At 65.2% G+C, this 16936-nt stretch carries 8 protein-coding genes and 1 pseudogene; 5 read left to right on the top strand and 4 right to left on the bottom strand.

Annotation, left to right across the window (positions count from 1 at the left end; all coding sequences use genetic code 11):
• Positions 1-119 precede the first annotated feature (119 nt).
• From ABOA88_RS17725 to ABOA88_RS17715, 3 genes and pseudogenes are all read right to left on the bottom strand, one after another.
• Complete coding sequence (locus ABOA88_RS17725; RefSeq protein WP_367851921.1) at positions 120-1898, bottom strand: protein-disulfide reductase DsbD; 1779 nt, start codon at positions 1896-1898, stop codon at positions 120-122.
• 162 nt (positions 1899-2060) lie between these two features.
• Positions 2061-2576, bottom strand: a pseudogene (locus ABOA88_RS17720) (methyl-accepting chemotaxis protein); the annotation flags it as partial.
• Between the two features lie 1598 nt (positions 2577-4174).
• Complete coding sequence (locus ABOA88_RS17715) at positions 4175-5791, bottom strand: diguanylate cyclase (RefSeq protein ID WP_196169195.1); 1617 nt, start codon at positions 5789-5791, stop codon at positions 4175-4177.
• A 251-nt stretch (positions 5792-6042) separates the two neighbouring features.
• Here ABOA88_RS17715 and ABOA88_RS17710 point away from each other — a divergent pair, with 251 nt between their 5' ends.
• From ABOA88_RS17710 to speA, 4 genes are all read left to right on the top strand, one after another.
• Positions 6043-7110: a DUF2333 family protein gene (locus tag ABOA88_RS17710; protein WP_196169194.1), complete on the top strand. Its 1068-nt coding sequence runs from the start codon at positions 6043-6045 to the stop codon at positions 7108-7110.
• Positions 7111-7112: 2 nt separating this feature from the next.
• On the top strand, positions 7113-7649 hold the full coding sequence (locus tag ABOA88_RS17705; protein ID WP_196169193.1) for an NUDIX hydrolase: 537 nt from the start codon (positions 7113-7115) through the stop codon (positions 7647-7649).
• A 285-nt stretch (positions 7650-7934) separates the two neighbouring features.
• Complete coding sequence (locus ABOA88_RS17700) at positions 7935-8306, top strand: translation initiation factor Sui1 (protein ID WP_043207898.1); 372 nt, start codon at positions 7935-7937, stop codon at positions 8304-8306.
• A 154-nt stretch (positions 8307-8460) separates the two neighbouring features.
• Positions 8461-10374 (top strand): arginine decarboxylase, encoded by a 1914-nt coding sequence (gene speA / locus ABOA88_RS17695; protein WP_196169191.1) that lies wholly within the window; start codon positions 8461-8463, stop codon positions 10372-10374.
• 93 nt (positions 10375-10467) lie between these two features.
• Here the strand turns inward: speA and ABOA88_RS17690 are convergent, their stop codons facing one another.
• Positions 10468-11805: an MATE family efflux transporter gene (locus ABOA88_RS17690; protein WP_196169190.1), complete on the bottom strand. Its 1338-nt coding sequence runs from the start codon at positions 11803-11805 to the stop codon at positions 10468-10470.
• 177 nt (positions 11806-11982) lie between these two features.
• Between ABOA88_RS17690 and ABOA88_RS17685 the strand changes: the two genes are divergently transcribed.
• Positions 11983-16884 (top strand): alpha-2-macroglobulin family protein, encoded by a 4902-nt coding sequence (locus tag ABOA88_RS17685; protein WP_367851923.1) that lies wholly within the window; start codon positions 11983-11985, stop codon positions 16882-16884.
• Positions 16885-16936: the final 52 nt, after the last annotated feature.

Raw genomic sequence — 16936 nt, 5'->3', positions numbered from 1 at the left:
GGGCGTCGGGTGTCCAGTTCCCTGCAATAGCCAACACGTTGTCCGAGGTTCGCGCAAAGTATGTGACCGGATCATTAAGTCTGGTCACTCCTTTGGCGAATTGTCCCGGTCCGGAGAAGTTATAGACCCAGTTTGCCGCGCACGCGCGTCAGGATGGCCGCAAATTCGCCGGCGTTTATCTCGCCAATGACCCGATCAGCGGAGAGTTCACTGCCGTTCGCGGCAAAGAACAGCAGCGCAGGCGGGCCGAACAGCTGATAGCGGTCCAGCAGGGTGCGTTGCTCGGCGTTGCTTTCGGTCATGTCGAAACGCAGCAACTTGAACGCGCCCAGTTGCGCCTGGACTTGCGGCGCATTCAGTACTTCGTGCTCGATCACCTTGCAGCTGATGCACCAGTCGGCGTACCAGTCCAGCAGTACCGGTTTGCCGGCGGCCTTGGCGTCGGCGAGCGCTGCATCCAGTGCGGCGGGCGTGGTGATGGTCTGCCAGGCGTCGGTCTTGCTGGCCCGGCTGGCGTCGAGGCTGGCTACTGCCGGGGGTGGCAATGGACGCAAGGGGTCGCCCTGACCGCTCAGGGCGCCATACCAACAGGCCAAGGCGTAGACCAGCAGGGCCAGGCCGAGCAATTGGGCCAGGCGTTGGCGCGGGGTCTTGACCACGAACTCCAGGGCGCCGAGGAACAGCGCCACGCCAGCGGCCAGCAGACCGACCAGCAGCAAGGTCGCAGGGCCTGGCAGCACGCGGCTGAGCAGGCCGATGGCCAGGCCCAGCAGGAGAACCCCGATGGCATTCTTGACGGTGTTCAGCCATGGGCCGCTCTTGGGCAGCCACGCGGCCCCTCCGGTGGCCACCAGCAGCAGCGGCGCGCCCATTCCCAGGCCCAGGGCGAAGAGTTTCAGCGCCCCGCCCAATGCATCGCCGCTCGCGCTGATGTACAGCAGGGCGCCGGCCAACGGCGCCGACACGCAGGGGGAAACCAGTAGGCTGGACAGTACGCCAAGCACGGCCGCACCGAGCAGCGAGCCGCCTTTGGTGCGGTTGGCCATGCTGTCCAGGCGGCTGCTCAGCGCCTGCGGGAGCTTGATTTCGAACAAGCCGAACATGGCCAGGGCGAACAGCACGAAAAACAGCGCGAATGGCACCAGCACCCACGCCGACTGCAGGCGTGCCTGCAGGTTCAGGCCGGCGCCGAACATGCCCATCAGCGCCCCGAGCACGGCGAAGGTCACGGCCATCGGCAGCACATAGGCCAACGACAGGCTCAGCCCACGCCAGCCACCCACCTGCCCGCGCAGCACCACACCGGACAGGATCGGCAGCATCGGTAGCACGCAGGGGGTGAAGGTCAGGCCTATGCCGGCGAGGAAGAACAGCAGCAGTGATTGCCAGCCCCAGCCTTGCTCGGCGCCACCTGCGCCGGCCTCGGGTTTGTCGCCGGTGCCATCGATGCTCAGCCGTTCGGTTTCCGGCGGATAGCACAGGCCTTTGTCGGCGCAGCCCTGGTAGCCCACCAGCAAGGTGAAGGCACGTGGATCGGTGCGCGGCAACTCGATATCGACCACGCCGTGGTAGACCTCGACGTTGCCGAAGAACTCGTCGTGCTTGGCTTCGCCTTTGGGGATGTTGGCTGGGCCCAGGGTGATGTCGGCGGGCTCTGTGCGGAACTGGAAGCGGTGGCGGTAAAGGTAGTAGCCATCGGTGGCGACGAAGCGCAGTTTGACGGTCTGGGCATCGGCCTGGACCAGGCTGAGCTTGAAGGCTTCGTGGACAGGCAGGAAGTCGGCGCTGTTGCTCAGGGAGGCGGCGCCGAGGGTGGCGCTGGGGCGGTTGTCGAGCAGGCCCGCGGCGAAGGTAGGGCTGGCCAGCAGCAGGAACAGCAGGAAAAACAGGCGGCGCATGGCGGTCTCGCTAGGTGAAACGTGGAGGCATCATAGCGGACTTGCCCTCGATTGGGGCCTGGTAAGCCGGCAGCGCGACACATGGCCGCTGGATTTCAGGTTGTCAGTGCCGACGCATTCGCGGGTTTACCCGCGGATGCGCTCGCTCAGGCGCCGAGGCGCTCAGAGGCGAAACGCCCGCACCGCAGTGTTCAGCTCGCCGCCAAGCTGGAGCAACTGCTCGCCCTGCTCGCGCCCTTCACCAATGCGCTGCAGGTTGTCCTCGCCCAGTGCGTGAATCCGTTCGCTGTGATCGCGAATCTCACTCACCGCGCCCGTCTGCTGGGCGGTTACCTCGGCGATGCGTACCGCCGTGTCGGCGATCGTGCGGATGGCACCGACGATTTCATCGAGCGCGCCATCGGCAGCCTGGGCCTGGCTGGCGGTGGCCTCGGCGTGTTCGAGTTGGGTGCGCATGCCGTTCACCGATTCCCGGGCGGCTTGTTGAAGGCGGTCGATCAAACCCTGGATTTCACCTGTAGCCCCCGTGGTGCGCTGGGCCAGCGAGCGCACCTCGTCGGCGACCACGGCGAAGCCCCGGCCCATCTCGCCCGCCCGTGCAGCCTCGATGGCGGCGTTGAGCGCCAGCAGGTTGGTCTGCTCGGCGATCGCACGAATCACTGTCAGCACACCGCCGATGGTGGCCGACTCTTCGGCCAGTTGCTCGATCGCTTGTGCGTTGCCTTGCACTTCATCGACCAGCGCGCGCAGGCCGGACAGGCTCTGGCCGATCACCGCCTGGCCCTGTTCCACGGCGCGCCCGGCATCACGGCTGGCTTCGGCGGCGGCGCTGGCATCGCCCGCGACCTGCTGGATGGTCGCCTCGAGTTCGCCCAGGGCATCGCGGATCTGTGCGGTGTCACCGGCCTGGCGCTCGGCGCCGTCGTGCAGGGCAGTGCTCATACCCGCCAGGGCATGACTGCTGCCGGCAACCTGTTCGGCGTTGTGACGGAGGGTGCCGACCAAGTCCACCAGGTATTGGCGCAGGCGATTGAGCGACGCCTGGATATCGTGCAGCTCACGGTTGGTGCGCCCCAGCGCGATGGCCTGGGCGAAGTCGCCCTCGGCCCAGCGCGACAGGGCAGGGGCCAGGCCGGTCAAGGTGCGCGCCAAGCGGCGCTGAAGGGTGTCGATGAGCAGGGCGATGAGCAGAATCAGGCCGATCATCAGGCCCTGGATGATGCGCACTTCGCCGGCGATCTTGGCGTGCAGGCCCCGTACCTCAGGCTCCAGGGCTGCGATGGCCTGTTGCACTGCTTCCAGTCGCTCGCCTGTGCTGGCGGCCAGGGCAGTACGGCGCTCGATCTGTTCGCGGGTGCGTTGCAGTTCGGCCGGGTAGCGGGACAGCAGACTTTGCAGCTCGCGCTTGAGGCCCACCGCGACATCTTCGCGTTGCTCGCTGGCCTGTGTCTGCAGGCCCATCAGGGCGGCGAAATCGTCGGCGTTGGACTCGGCAGCGCGGGTCACGCCCAGCAGTGGCAGGCTGTCGATGGCCTGGGCTTGGGCGCGTATCAGTTGCAGTTCACGTTCGACTTCGTCGGCCAATTCCGCACGGCCACTGCTGACCAGCTTGTCCCGAGCCAGGGACAGGCGCCCCAGGTGCACCGAGGCGTCCAGCAGGGGCGTCAGGTACCGGCCCGCGTCTGGGCTGGCGCTGTCACGGGCGTAAGCTGCCAACTGCTCAAAATTGGCCCCTAGCTCACGCTCGGCCTGGAGTAGCAAGGCCTGCGGATCGCCGGCGAGCTTGCCGGCGGCGAGCAACTCGTTGGCGGTAAAAGTCTGCAGGTGGTCCAGGCTGGGGCGCAGCTTGTCTGAAAGCGCCTGCGGCCAGTCGGCCAGGGAGGCCTGCAACTGCTTGGTCGCCTCCGTGGCGGCGGCATGGCGCAGGGCGTCGCCACTGCCCAGGTAGGCCTGGATGTTGCGCGCCGCGTCACGCTGGAACTGTTGGGACAAATCCAGGTAGCGCTCCATCAATTGATAGGGACGCTCCAGGGCGCGTTGCGACCACCACAGGGTCGCGCCCAGGGCGATGCAGACGGTCACTAGCAGCAAGGTATTGAAATTGGTCAGCCACTTCAGGCGCATAGCTGCGAACTTCCGGCGGGGAGTGGAGAGGTAGGTGCCTGAAGTTATTGCGGTTTTGTGACGAGGTGATGACGAGGAGGGCGTGATCTTACAAAAAAGTGGCTATTTGCCTTTATTGGCCAAGCAGCCGGGGAAGCAACTGGTGAATACGCCTAGGGCTCCACACGCACCACGCAGTTGCGCCCGGCGTGCTTGGCGCGGTACAGCGCCTCGTCCGCGGCGCTGGCCATGGTCAGGGCATCGAGGTTGTCGTCCAGTTGCACCACGCCGGCGCTGAAGGTGCACTTGAGATCGTGGGGCTGGGCCGGGTAGAGGATTTCGGCGAAACGTCGGCGAATCTCGTCCAATACCTTGTGGGCCGCGTCCAGTGTGGTATTGGGCATGACGATGGCGAACTCCTCGCCGCCGTAGCGCCCGATGAAGTCGGTCTTGCGCAGCCGCTGCTTGAGAAACAGCGCCAGGCTCTTGATCACTCGGTCGCCCATGGGATGGCCATGGCGGTCGTTGATCTTCTTGAAGTGGTCGATGTCGAGCATGGCGAAGCTCAGCGGCTGCGCTTCGCGGCGGGCGCGGAAGCTGCAATCTTCCAGCAATTGCAGGATATGGGTGTGGTTGTACAGCCCCGTGAGGCTGTCGCGCACCATGCGCGCCTTGAGGTGACGGGCCCGTGCTGCGCGGTTGCGCACGGTGGTGATCAGGTGACGTGAGCGGATCGGCTTGGTCAGAAAGTCGTCACCGCCCTCGCTCATGGCGTCCAGTTGCTTGTCCAGATCATCCTCGGCCGAAAGATAGATGATCGGCACGCTGACGTAGCGATCGTTGTGGCGGATGACCTTGGCAAGCTCGGGGCCGGTACAGTCGGGCATATAGAGGTCGAGGATGATCAGGTCGGGCTGGAAGTCCGCCAGCTCGGCCATGGTGCGGATAGGCTCGGTGAGGGTGCGGGTGATCATGCCTGCGCCGTTGAGCAGGCGTTCGGTATACATGGCCTGGGCGCGGGAGTCGTCGATGATCAGCACACGGAAGGGGTCGTACTGGGTGGCGCTGGTGTAGAGCTCGACTTTCTCCAGCAGGCTCGAGGCCTCCAGCGTGCCGGTCAGGAACTCCTGGCCTCCGGCGCGCACGGCAGCCAGGCGGGTGGGGGTGTCGGTCTCGTGGTGGCTGAAGAACAGCAGCGGGATATGCTGATCCAGCCCTTGCTGGGCCAGGGCCGCGAGTTTCAGGCCTTGGCCTGGCGCCGTGAAGTCCACGTCCATGACGATGGCCGAAGGCAAGCGTTCACGCATCGAGGCGCAGAACGCCTCGGCACTGAACAGCGCCTGCACGCCCAGACCGAAAAATTCGAGCTGCTGGGCCAGGCGCTCGGCGCGGTCGTGGTCCTGAAGCAGGATGTACACGGGCTTGCGCACCGGTGGCAGGGGCACATTGTCGAGCTGGTCGCCCTTGCGCAGACCGGTGCGCGAAAGGCGCTGCATCAGGCGGTTGAGCTCGCTGATCAGCTCCGAATTCAGCCGCGCGCTGTTGGCCTCGATGGCCCGCAACGTCTGGCCGATCGCCGTCGAGAGCACGCTGTGCTCGGGTTGTTCGAAGCGTTCTGCATAGCGTTGCAGGCGCAGGTTGGCCTCGCACAGCTCGCCCAGTTCCGCAGCCGACCACTCGCCTCGTTGCAGGCGCTGCCAGATCTCCAGGATCTGTCGGGCCTGGTAGATGACCCGCTGGGCGAAGTGCTGCTTGAGGCGCTCGTGGCTCGGGTCGGCTGGCTGGGTCATGTCCTGACTGCTTATTGGTGTGTGGTTATGCAGGTGCAATGATGGCTCCATGCTAGCACTCATTTCTGGACTGGCCAGTGCGCCATGTCAACAAAGTCCGCCGAGGTACGAATATTCAGTTACCGACCGTTTGGTCGCTTATGCGTAAGGCAGTGTCTGCTTTATAGTGCTGCCACGCGGGCTTGCCGTGGCACCCTGGCTGGGGCTGGTGGTCCAAGCCCCTGAACCGTCGGACTGATAAGGACAACGCCATGCTGGATTGGAAAAACCGCGAGGCCAAAGCCGAGCCCCGTGAGCGCGTCGACGCCCGTGGCGCCGCTACACGTAGCTATCTGGGGGGGCTGTGGAGCCGAGCCTTGGGCACCCTGATCGGCCTGTATCTGTTGGTGTGCATCGGCCTCGGCTGGTACTGGAGCCAGGAGCCGGAGCTGTTCCCGGTTCAGCAGAACGCCCAGGCTGCCGCCGAGCGCACTGGCCAGCAGATGGTGGTGGGCTATACCACCATCGAGACCCTCAAGACCGTGGCCGGCACCCTGCTGAACAAGCCTGGCGGCTATATCTCCAACGACCGCTTCCCGCCAGGGCTGTGGATGGACAACATGCCGAGCTGGGAATACGGCGTGCTGGTCCAGGTGCGTGACCTGTCCCGCGCCCTGCGCAAGGACTTCGCCCGTTCCCAGTCCCAATCGACCGAAGATGCGGACCTGGCCAAGGCCGAGCCGCGCTTCAACTTCGACAACAAGAGCTGGATCCTGCCGTCGAGCGAATCGGAGTTCGAGGAGGGCATCAAGTCGCTCAGCCGCTACCAGCGCCGCCTGGCCGCCGGCGACCAGGGCGCCATCTTCTATACCCGCGCGGACAACCTGAACAACTGGCTGGGTGATGTGGCCACCCGTCTGGGCTCGTTGTCCCAGCGCCTGTCGGCCAGTGTCGGCCGGGTCAAGCTCAACAGCACCCTGAAGACCGAGTCCGTCGTCCCAGGCCAGGCGCCGCAGGTCGACGAGGAACTGGTCGAAACCCCATGGCTGCAGATCGACAACGTGTTCTACGAAGCCCGTGGCCAGGCTTGGGCGCTGTCGCACCTGCTGCGCGCCATCGAGGTCGACTTCGCCGATGTACTGGCCAAGAAGAACGCCACGGTCAGCGTGCGCCAGATCATCCGTGAACTGGAGGCCTCCCAGGAGGCGCTGTGGAGCCCGATGGTGCTCAACGGCAGCGGCTTTGGCATGTGGGCCAACCACTCGTTGGTCATGGCCAACTATATTTCCCGGGCCAACGCCGCTGTCATCGACCTGCGTCAACTGCTGTCGCAGGGCTGAGGATGAGCATCAGCCCACAGGAGGCTGCGCACCGCGCGGCCTCCGATCGTGAATCGGTCGCCTGGGTCGATGAGTCCGACCGACTGCTCGGCGCGCTACCCCGGGCCGAGCTGCGTGAACGCGGCCTGATCGGGCGTTGCACCTTCATCCTGCTGTTCAACAGCGCCGGTGAGCTGTGCGTGCACCGGCGCACCTTGAGCAAGGCCCTGTACCCCGGCTACTGGGACGTGGCAGCCGGCGGCATGGTGGCAGCCGGCGAAAGCTACGAGGTGTCGGCAGCGCGTGAACTGGAGGAAGAGCTGGGCATCGCGGGCGTCGAGTTGCGCTTTCACGAGCGGTTTTACTTCGACCAGCCGGACAACCGCCTGTGGTGCGCGGTGTTCTCGGCGATTTCCGATGCGCCGTTGAAGCTGCAGCCCGAAGAAGTCAGTGAGGCGCGGTTTGTGAGTCTTGCCCAGATAGAAGCCGATCGTGGGCTTTTATCGTTTTGTCCGGACTCGCTGGCAGCGCTGGATCGTTACGCGGCCAGTCTGAAATAGCGGTGTTGGCAGGGCCGGCTCTTTCGCGGGTAAACCCGCGCCCACGGGGATCGTGTAGCGCTTGAGCGCTGTGGGAATGGGTTTATTCGCAAGGGGTCGCAAAACATTCGAAAAATGGCGCATTCCGGTACTTAGCAACCGGCAGATTTATCGTTACACTGCGCGCCCTTTTCGGGCTGCCGCAGGATTTTGCGGCAGTAGCGCTGCCCCTGCCAGAGTGGGGCTTCGCGGTCGGTCCTGGCCCCAGGCACCGACCAGTTTTTGTCCTCAGCAAGAGGAACAAAAGTGGCCAAGAAAGCTTCTTCCTTCGCCGCCCTTGGCGGTCTCGTTTACTCCACCGATGCCGGTCGGCATTGCCCGGACTGTGGCAAGCCGGTGGACGCCTGCATCTGCAAGCAACAGGTCATCCCCGAAGGTGATGGTATCGCCCGCGTGCGCCGCGAAAGCAAAGGCCGCGGCGGCAAGACCGTGACCACCATCAGTGGCGTCCCGCTGCCCCTCGACCAGCTCAAGGAGCTGGCCAGCAACCTCAAGCGCCGTTGTGGTACCGGAGGCGCGCTGAAGGATGGGGTCATCGAGATCCAGGGCGACCATGTCGAGCTGCTGCTCGGTGAGTTGACCAAGCAGGGCTTCAAGGCGAAGAAATCCGGCGGCTGATCCCGACCCGCGCGATTTTTTGCCCAGTGCTTTCTAAACTCGTTCCCGTGGCAAGGGTCTATCCCCTGGCACGGACGAATCGTCATTTTCGGTTTCTACACTGCATCCGCGCCCTCGCGGGGCAGTGTCTTCGACTTATCTACAGGGGACTTGAATGTCCGTACGACGCACACGCAAAGATGATGGCAGCCAGTGGACCGTGGCCGACAGCCGCAGTGTTTATGGGATCCGCCATTGGGGCGCTGGTTATTTCGCCATCAATGAGGCCGGGCGCGTCGAAGTGCGCCCCAACGGCCCGGACAGCGCCCCGATCGACCTGTACGAGCAGGTCGACGAGTTGCGCCAGAGTGGCCTGTCGCTGCCGCTCCTGGTGCGTTTCCCCGACATCCTGCAGGACCGCGTGCGCCAGCTGACCGGCGCGTTCGATGCCAACATCGAGCGCCTGGAATACCAGAGCAAGTACACGGCCCTGTACCCGATCAAGGTCAACCAGCAGGAAGCGGTGGTGGAGAACATCATCGCCACCCAGAACGTTTCCATCGGCCTTGAAGCCGGGTCCAAGCCCGAGCTGCTGGCGGTGCTGGCGCTGGCGCCCAAGGGCGGGACCATCGTCTGCAATGGCTACAAGGACCGTGAGTTCATCCGCCTGGCGTTGATGGGCCAGAAGCTTGGCCACAATGTGTTCATCGTCATCGAGAAGGAGTCCGAGGTCGCCCTGGTGATCGAGGAAGCCGCCGACCTCAAGGTCAAGCCGCAGGTTGGCCTTCGTGTGCGCTTGTCGTCGCTGGCTTCGAGCAAGTGGGCCGACACCGGGGGCGAGAAGTCCAAGTTCGGTTTGTCCGCCGCCCAGCTGATCTCGGTGGTGCAGCGCTTCCGCGATGCCGGCCTTGACCAGGGCATCCGCCTGCTGCACTTCCACATGGGCTCGCAGATCGCCAACCTGGCCGACTACCAGCACGGTTTCAAGGAGGCCATCCGCTACTACGGCGAATTGCGCGCCCTGGGCCTGCCGGTCGATCACATCGACGTCGGCGGCGGCCTGGGCGTGGACTACGACGGCACCCACTCGCGCAACGCCAGCTCCATCAACTACGACATGGACGACTATGCCGGCGTGGTGGTGGGCATGCTCAAGGAGTTCTGCGACGCCCAGGGCCTGCCGCATCCGCACATTTTCTCCGAGAGCGGCCGCTCGCTGACCGCGCACCACGCCATGCTGGTGATCCAGGTGACCGACGTCGAGAAGCACAACGACGAAGTGCCGACCATCGAGAACAAGGATTCGCTGCCTGAGACAGTGCAGTGGCTGGTCGACTTGCTCGGCCCGACCGACATCGAGATGGTCACCGAGACCTACTGGCGCGCCACCCACTACATGGGCGACGTCGCCGCGCAGTATGCCGACGGCAAGATCAGCCTGGCCGAGAAGGCCCTGGCCGAGCAGTGCTACTTTGCCGTGTGCCGCCGCCTGCACAACTCGCTCAAGGCCCGTCAACGCTCGCACCGCCAGGTGCTGGACGAGCTCAACGACAAGCTGGCCGACAAGTACATCTGCAACTTCTCGGTATTCCAGAGCCTGCCGGACACCTGGGCCATCGGCCAGGTGCTGCCGATCATCCCGCTGCACCGCCTGGATGAAGAGCCGATGCGCCGCGCTGTGCTGCAGGACCTGACCTGCGACTCCGACGGCAAGATCAACCAGTACGTCGACGAGCAGAGCATCGAGACCAGCATGCCGGTGCACGCGGTCAAGGAAGGCGAGGACTACCTGCTGGGTGTGTTCCTGGTCGGTGCCTACCAGGAAATCCTGGGCGACATGCACAACCTGTTCGGCGATACCGACTCGGTGAACATCTACCAGAACGCCGATGGCAGCGTGTACCACGCCGGCATCGAGACCCACGACACCATCGAGGACATGCTGCGCTACGTGCATCTGTCGCCGGAGGAGTTGATGACGCACTACCGCGACAAGGTGGCCAGCGCCCGCATCACGGCGCGCGAGCGTACCCAGTTCCTGGATGCGCTGCGTTTGGGTCTGACCCGTTCGTCTTATCTCTCTTCGTGATGCCTGGGGCCGCCTTGCGGCCCTTATCGCGCCCCAAGGTCGTTCACAAGGCGGCCTAGTGGCGCAATAAGGGCTGCAAGGCAGCCCCAAGATCTATCGCAGCCACAAATCCTTCTGCTGCAACCGCCACCCAACCCACCCCAGGCTCACCGCCCGCACCGCCATGAACCCTAGGAAGGCCAACCACAATCCATGGTTGCCCAGCCCGCTCAGCAGCAGCGCCAGGGGCAGCGTAATCACCACCGACAGCACCATCGCATTGCGCATCTCCCGCGCCCGTGTCGCGCCGATGAACAGCCCGTCGAGCAGGTAGCTCCACACCGCAATCAGCGGCAACACCGCCAGATAAGGCAGGAAGGGGTAGGCTGCCGCGCGCACGCTGTCGATGTCGGTTTGCAGGTCGATGAACAGATGCCCTGCGAGCAAGAACACCCCGGCAAAGCCCAGGCTGACGATCAGCGACCAGCCGCAGGCGACCACCAGCGAACGATGCAGAGCGTTGCGGTCGCGGGCGCCGATGGCGTGGCCGCACAGGGCCTCGACCGCGTGAGCCAGGCCGTCCAGGGCATAGGCGGTGAGCATCAAGCCGTTGAGCAGCAGGGCGTTGGCCGCCACAGTGGCTTCGCCCAGCCGCGCCCCTTGTACGGTCACCAGCAAAAACACCAACTGCAGCGCCAGGCTGCGCAGGAAGATGTCGCGGTTGACCGCCAGCAGCGGCCGCCAAGCCTGCCAGCGTGTGAGGGCGGCCCAGGCGATGTGCCCCGGGTAGGCGCGCAGGGCCGGACGGGTCAGGGCAAGGCCGAGCAGCGCGGCGCTCCATTCGGCAATGACCGAGGCCCGTGCCGAGCCCAGCACGCCCCAGCCAAGGCCTAGAACGAACCACAGGTTGAGGACGATGTTCAGCACGTTGGTAGTCAGCAAAATGGCCAAGGGCGCCCGGGCGTTCTGGGTGCCCAGGAACCACCCGACCAGGGCGTAGCTGGCCAGCGCCGCCGGCAGGCCCAGCAGGCGGGTATGGAAGAAGTCCTCGGTGGACTGGTGCAGCGCCGCGCTCGGTTGCATCGCCTGCAACGCCAGTTGGCTGAAGGGAATCGCCAGCAGGCCGATCAGCAGTGCGAAGGCCAGGGCCAGCAACAACCCCTGCACCAGTACCTGGCGTAACGCGGCTCCGTCAGAGCGTCCGGCGGCCTGGGCGGCGAAACCGGTGGAGCCCATGCGCAGAAAGCCCATCAACCCGACCATGAAAGTGAACAAGGTGGCGCCCACGGCAACGGCGCCCAACTGGTGCGCGTGGGGCAGATGGCCGATGACCGTGCTGTCGACCAGTGCCACCAGCGGCACGGAGATATTGGAAAGGATCATCGGCGCAGCCAGGGCCCAGACCTTGCGGTGGGTGAGGCGGTCGCGCCAACTATTGGACAGTGAGAGCATGTGCAGCCTTGGGTCTGGGGGCGCGAGGCGGCCCGCTTGAGAAGTGGCGCCATTGTAGCGGGCAGGCCACCGCTGCGCGCGAACCGGGTCTCAGTTGCACGCTCATGACAGGTGCGTCGCCAGGCATTGCGCTATAGTTGCGCCCTTATCGACACGCTGCCCAAGAGTTCTCTCTCCATGCTCAACAAAGGATTGTTGCTGGCCTGCGCGCTGGCGCTGCTCAGTGCTTGTGATTCCTCCTCGAAGGATGCTCCGGCACCTGCCGACAAGCCGGCTGCGGCAGCCTCTGCCGCCACCCCGGCGCCCAAGCGCGAAGACCCGGTCGTCCTGGCCAAACGCTACGCCGACCGCGAACTGACCGTGCTGGATGTCTCGGAAGTCCAACTCGACGGCGCCAGCACCCTCTCGGTCAGCTTCTCCGCCCCCCTGGACGCTAACCAGGACTTCGCCTCCAAGGTCCATCTGGTCGATACCGTCAAAGGCAAGATCGACGGCGCCTGGGAGCTTTCGGACAACCAGATGGAACTGCGCCTGCGTCATTTGGAGCCCCAGCGCAAGCTGGTCCTGACGGTCGACAAGGGGCTGTTGGCGGTCAACGACAAGCGTCTGGAGCAGGAGTCGGTGACCCGCCTGGAAACCCGCGACATGCAGCCGACCGTGGGCTTCGCCAGTCGCGGCTCGCTGTTGCCCACCCGCCTGGCCGAAGGCCTACCGGTGATCGCCCTGAACGTCGACAAGGTCGATGTGGAATTCTTCCGCATCAAGCCGGACATGCTCTCCAGCTTCCTGGTCAACTGGGGCCGCAACAGCAGCTTGTACTACTACCAGTCCAAGGAAACCCTGGACATGGCCGACCTGGTCTACAGCGGCCGCTTCGACCTCAACCCCGCGCGCAACACCCGCGAGACCGTGCTGCTGCCGATCGCCGGGATCAAGCCGCTGCAGGAGCCAGGCGTGTACCTGGCGGTGATGCGCGCCTCGGGCACCTATGACTATTCCCAGCCGGCGACCCTATTCACTCTGAGCGACATCGGCGTTTCCGCCCATCGCTACCGGGATCGCCTGGACGTATTTGCCCAGGCCCTGGAAGGCGGCAAGGCGCTCAAGGGCGTCAACCTCGAGCTGCACGATGACAAGGGCAAGCTGCTGGCCCAGGCCGAGACCGACGGCGAGGGCCACGCGCAACTGCCGATCACTGCCAAGGCCGACACGTTGATCGCCACCGAAGGGGTGAACACCACGCTGCTGCGCCTGAACACCGCCGCCCTGGACCTGGCCGAGTTCGACATCACAGGCCCTCAGGCCAACCCGCTGCAGTTCTTCATTTTCGGTCCGCGCGATCTGTATCGTCCGGGTGAGACGGTGTTGCTCAACGGCCTGCTGCGCGACCAGGACGGCAAGCCGGTCAAGGCGCAACCGGTGACGGTCGAAGTACGTCGTCCGGATGAGCAGGTCAGCCGCAAGTTCGTCTGGGAGGCCGACAGCAAGGGTTTGTTCCAGTACCAACTGCAACTGGCCACCGAAGCCCCGACCGGACGCTGGCAACTGCTGCTCGATCTGGGAGGCGGGCGCAAGCAGGTCTATGAATTCCTGGTCGAGGATTTCCTCCCCGAGCGCCTGGCCCTGGAGCTCAAGGGCAGCAGCACGCCGCTGTCGCCTGACGAAACCGCGCGCATCCAGGTCAATGGCCGTTACCTCTACGGCGCGCCTGCCGCCGGCAACCGCCTGAGCGGCCAGGCCTATGTGCGCCCCCTGCGCGAAGCCGTGCCGGCGCTGCCGGGCTATCAGTTCGGTTCGGTCACCGAGACCGAGCTCAACCAGGACCTGGAGTTGGACGAGGTGACCCTCGACAACGCTGGCAAGGCGACCCTGGACATTGAAAGCCGCTGGGCCGAGGCCCGTTCGCCGTTGCAACTGACCGTCCAGGCCAGCCTCCAGGAGTCTGGCGGCCGGCCGATCACCCGCCGCCTGGAGCAGCCGATCTGGCCGGCCGAACGCCTGCCGGGCCTGCGTGGCCTGTTCGAGGGCGAGGAAACCGACAGCGATGGTCCCGTGGAATTCGAAGTGCTGATGGCCGACCGCGAAGGCCACAAACTTGCCGCCGAAGACCTCAAGGTGCGCCTGGTGCGCGAGCGTCGCGACTACTACTGGAACTACTCCCAGAGCGACGGCTGGAGCTACAACTACAACGAGAAATTCCTCACCCAGAGCGAGGAGACCGTCAGCGTGAAGGCTGGCAGCACCGCCAAGCTGAATTTCCAGGTGGAGTGGGGCCCGTACCGGGTCGAGGTGGAAGACCCGCAGACAGGGCTGGTCTCCAGCGTGCGCTTCTGGGCTGGCTACCGGGCCCAGGACAACGCCGAAGGCGGCGCAGTGCGTCCGGACCAGGTCAAGTTGGCCCTGGACAAACCGTCCTATGCCGACGGGGCCACCGCCAAAGTCACGGTCACCCCACCTGCCGCCGGCAGCGGTTATCTGATGATCGAGTCCAGCGATGGCCCGCTGTGGTGGCAGGAGATCGACGTGCCTGCCGAGGGCAAGACCTTCGACGTGCAGCTGGATGAAAAGTGGGCGCGTCACGACCTGTACATCAGCGCCTTGGTGATCCGCCCCGGTGAGCGCAAGGCCAACGCCACGCCAAAGCGTGCCGTGGGCGTACTGCATCTGCCGCTGGACCGTGCCGAACGCAAGCTCGCAGTGACCTTGCAGGCCCCTCAGAAGATGCGCCCCAAACAGCCGCTGACCGTTAAGTTCAAGGCCGCCAACGCTGATGGCAGCGTGCCGAAACAGGTGCATGTGCTGTTGTCGGCGGTGGACGTGGGCATCCTCAACATCACCGACTTCAAAACCCCGGACCCGTTCGCCAGCCTGTTCGGCCGAAAGGCCTACGGTGCCGACCAACTGGATATCTACGGCCAACTGATCGAGGCCGGGCAGGGCCGTCTGGCGAGCCTGGCATTCGGTGGCGACGCGGCCATGGCAAAGGGCGGCAAGCGCCCCAACACCACGGTCACCATCGTTGCCCAGCAAAGCCTTCCGGTAACGCTCAATGAACAAGGCGAGGGCGAGGCGACTGTAGAGATTCCGGACTTCAACGGTGAGCTGCGCCTGATGGCCCAGGCCTGGACCGACGAGCACTTCGGCATGGCCGAAGGCAAGACGGTCGTCGCCGCACCGCTGATCGCCGAACTCTCGGCGCCGCGCTTTTTGGCCGGTGGCGATCGCACCAGCCTGGCGCTGGACCTGGCCAACCTGTCCGGCCGCGCCCAGCAACTGAACGTGCAGGTGAGCGCCGACGGCCAGTTGGCCCTGGCCGGCGAAGGCCAGCAGAGCGTCAGCCTGGCCGAGGGCCAGCGCAAGACCTTGATGATCCCGGTGCAGGCCCAGGGTGGCCTGGGCCAAGGCAAGGTGCAGGTGCGGGTCAACGGCCTGCAGTTGCCTGGCGAGCCGACCCCAGCCTTCGAGCGCGAGTGGACGCTTGGCGTGCGCCCCGCCTATCCGGCGATGCTCAAGCACTACCGCGTGGCGCTCAAGGACCAGCCCTGGACCTTGCCTGAAGGCGACCTCACGGCCTTCGAGACCGCGGGCCTGGAAGCCAGCCTGGCGCTGTCCAGCCGCCCACCGCTGAACCTGGCCGAACAGATTCGCGCCCTAGAGGCCTACCCCTACGGCTGCCTGGAGCAGACCACCAGCGGCCTGTACCCCTCGCTCTATGCCGATGCCGAAAGCCTCAAGCGCCTGGGTATCAAGGGCGAGCCGGCCGACGTGCGCAAGCGCAAGATCGAGATGGGCATCGAGCACCTGCTGGGCATGCAGCGCTACAACGGCAGCTTCGGCCTGTGGAGCTCGGACAGCGAAGAGGAATACTGGTTGACCGCCTACGTCACCGACTTCCTGCTGCGCGCCCGCGAGCAAGGCTTCGGTGTACCGGCCGAGGCCCTGAAAAAAGCCAATGAACGCCTGCTGCGCTATGTGCAGGAGCGCAACCTGATCGAGGTGGACTACAGCCAGAACGCCGACCACACCCGCTTTGCCGTGCAGGCCTACGCCGCGCTGGTGCTCGCGCGCAACCAGCAGGCGCCGCTCGGTGCCCTGCGTGGCCTGTTCGAGCGCCGCAGCGATGCGCGCTCCGGCTTGCCACTGGTGCAATTGGCGGTGGCGCTGGACAAGATGGGTGACAAGCCGCGTGCCCAGCAAGCCTTGCAGGCGGGCCTTGGCGTCAAGCGCAGCGATGGCTGGATGGCCGATTACGGCAGCACCCTGCGAGACCAGGCGCTGATCCTGGCCTTGCTGCAGGAGAACAACCTGGCCAGCAACCAGGTCGACCAGCGCCTGTTCGCGCTGTCCGATGAACTGGCGGCCAACCGCTGGCTGTCGACCCAGGAGCGCAACGCCTTGTACCTAGCCGGTCGTGGCCTGTTGGGCAAGCCGGAAGGCCAGTGGCAGGCACGCCTGGACAGCGGCGGAGAGGTCCGCGAGTTCAACAACGCTGAATCGGGCATGAAGCTCGAAGGCCCCTTGCTGATGTCGCCGCTGACCGTACAGAACCAGGGCAGCGAGACCCTCTACCAGCAGCTGACCCTCTCCGGCTACCCGCGCCAGGCCCCGCCTGCCGGGGGCAACGGCATGGAGATCCGCCGTGAGTACCTGGGCATGAACGGCCAGCCGCTGGATGTGCGCAACCTGCGCAGCGGCGAGTTGGTGCTGGTGCACCTGGCACTCAAGGCCTCCACCGCAGTGCCGGACGCCTTGGTGGTGGACCTGCTGCCGGCGGGCCTGGAGCTTGAAAACCAGAACCTGGCCCAGAGCGCCGCCAGTCTGGACAACGCCAGCAGCGCGGTGAAGGAGTGGCGCGAGTCGATGCAGAATGCCAGCCTGGTGCACCAGGAGTATCGCGACGACCGCTATGTGGCCGCGCTCAAGCTCGATGGCTACGGCACCAGCCATCTGCTGTACCTGGCCCGGGCGGTGACGCCGGGCACCTATCGCATTCCGCCGCCGCAGGTGGAGTCGATGTACCGGCCTAACCTGCAAGCGGTGGGGGAAGGGCAGGGAGAGATGGTCGTGCGAGGGCGCTGAGTTGAGCTTCGGGCTTCGAGCGGCAAGCGGCAAGTAAAATCAGGTGGTGTGG

The sequence above is a fragment of the Pseudomonas sp. PKS genome, assembly GCF_051913525.1.
In the GTDB taxonomy this organism is placed as follows: Bacteria; Pseudomonadota; Gammaproteobacteria; order Pseudomonadales; family Pseudomonadaceae; genus Aquipseudomonas; species Aquipseudomonas guariconensis_D.
Note: the sequence above shows the minus strand (reverse complement) of the source record. Positions and strands in the feature narration are given on the sequence as shown.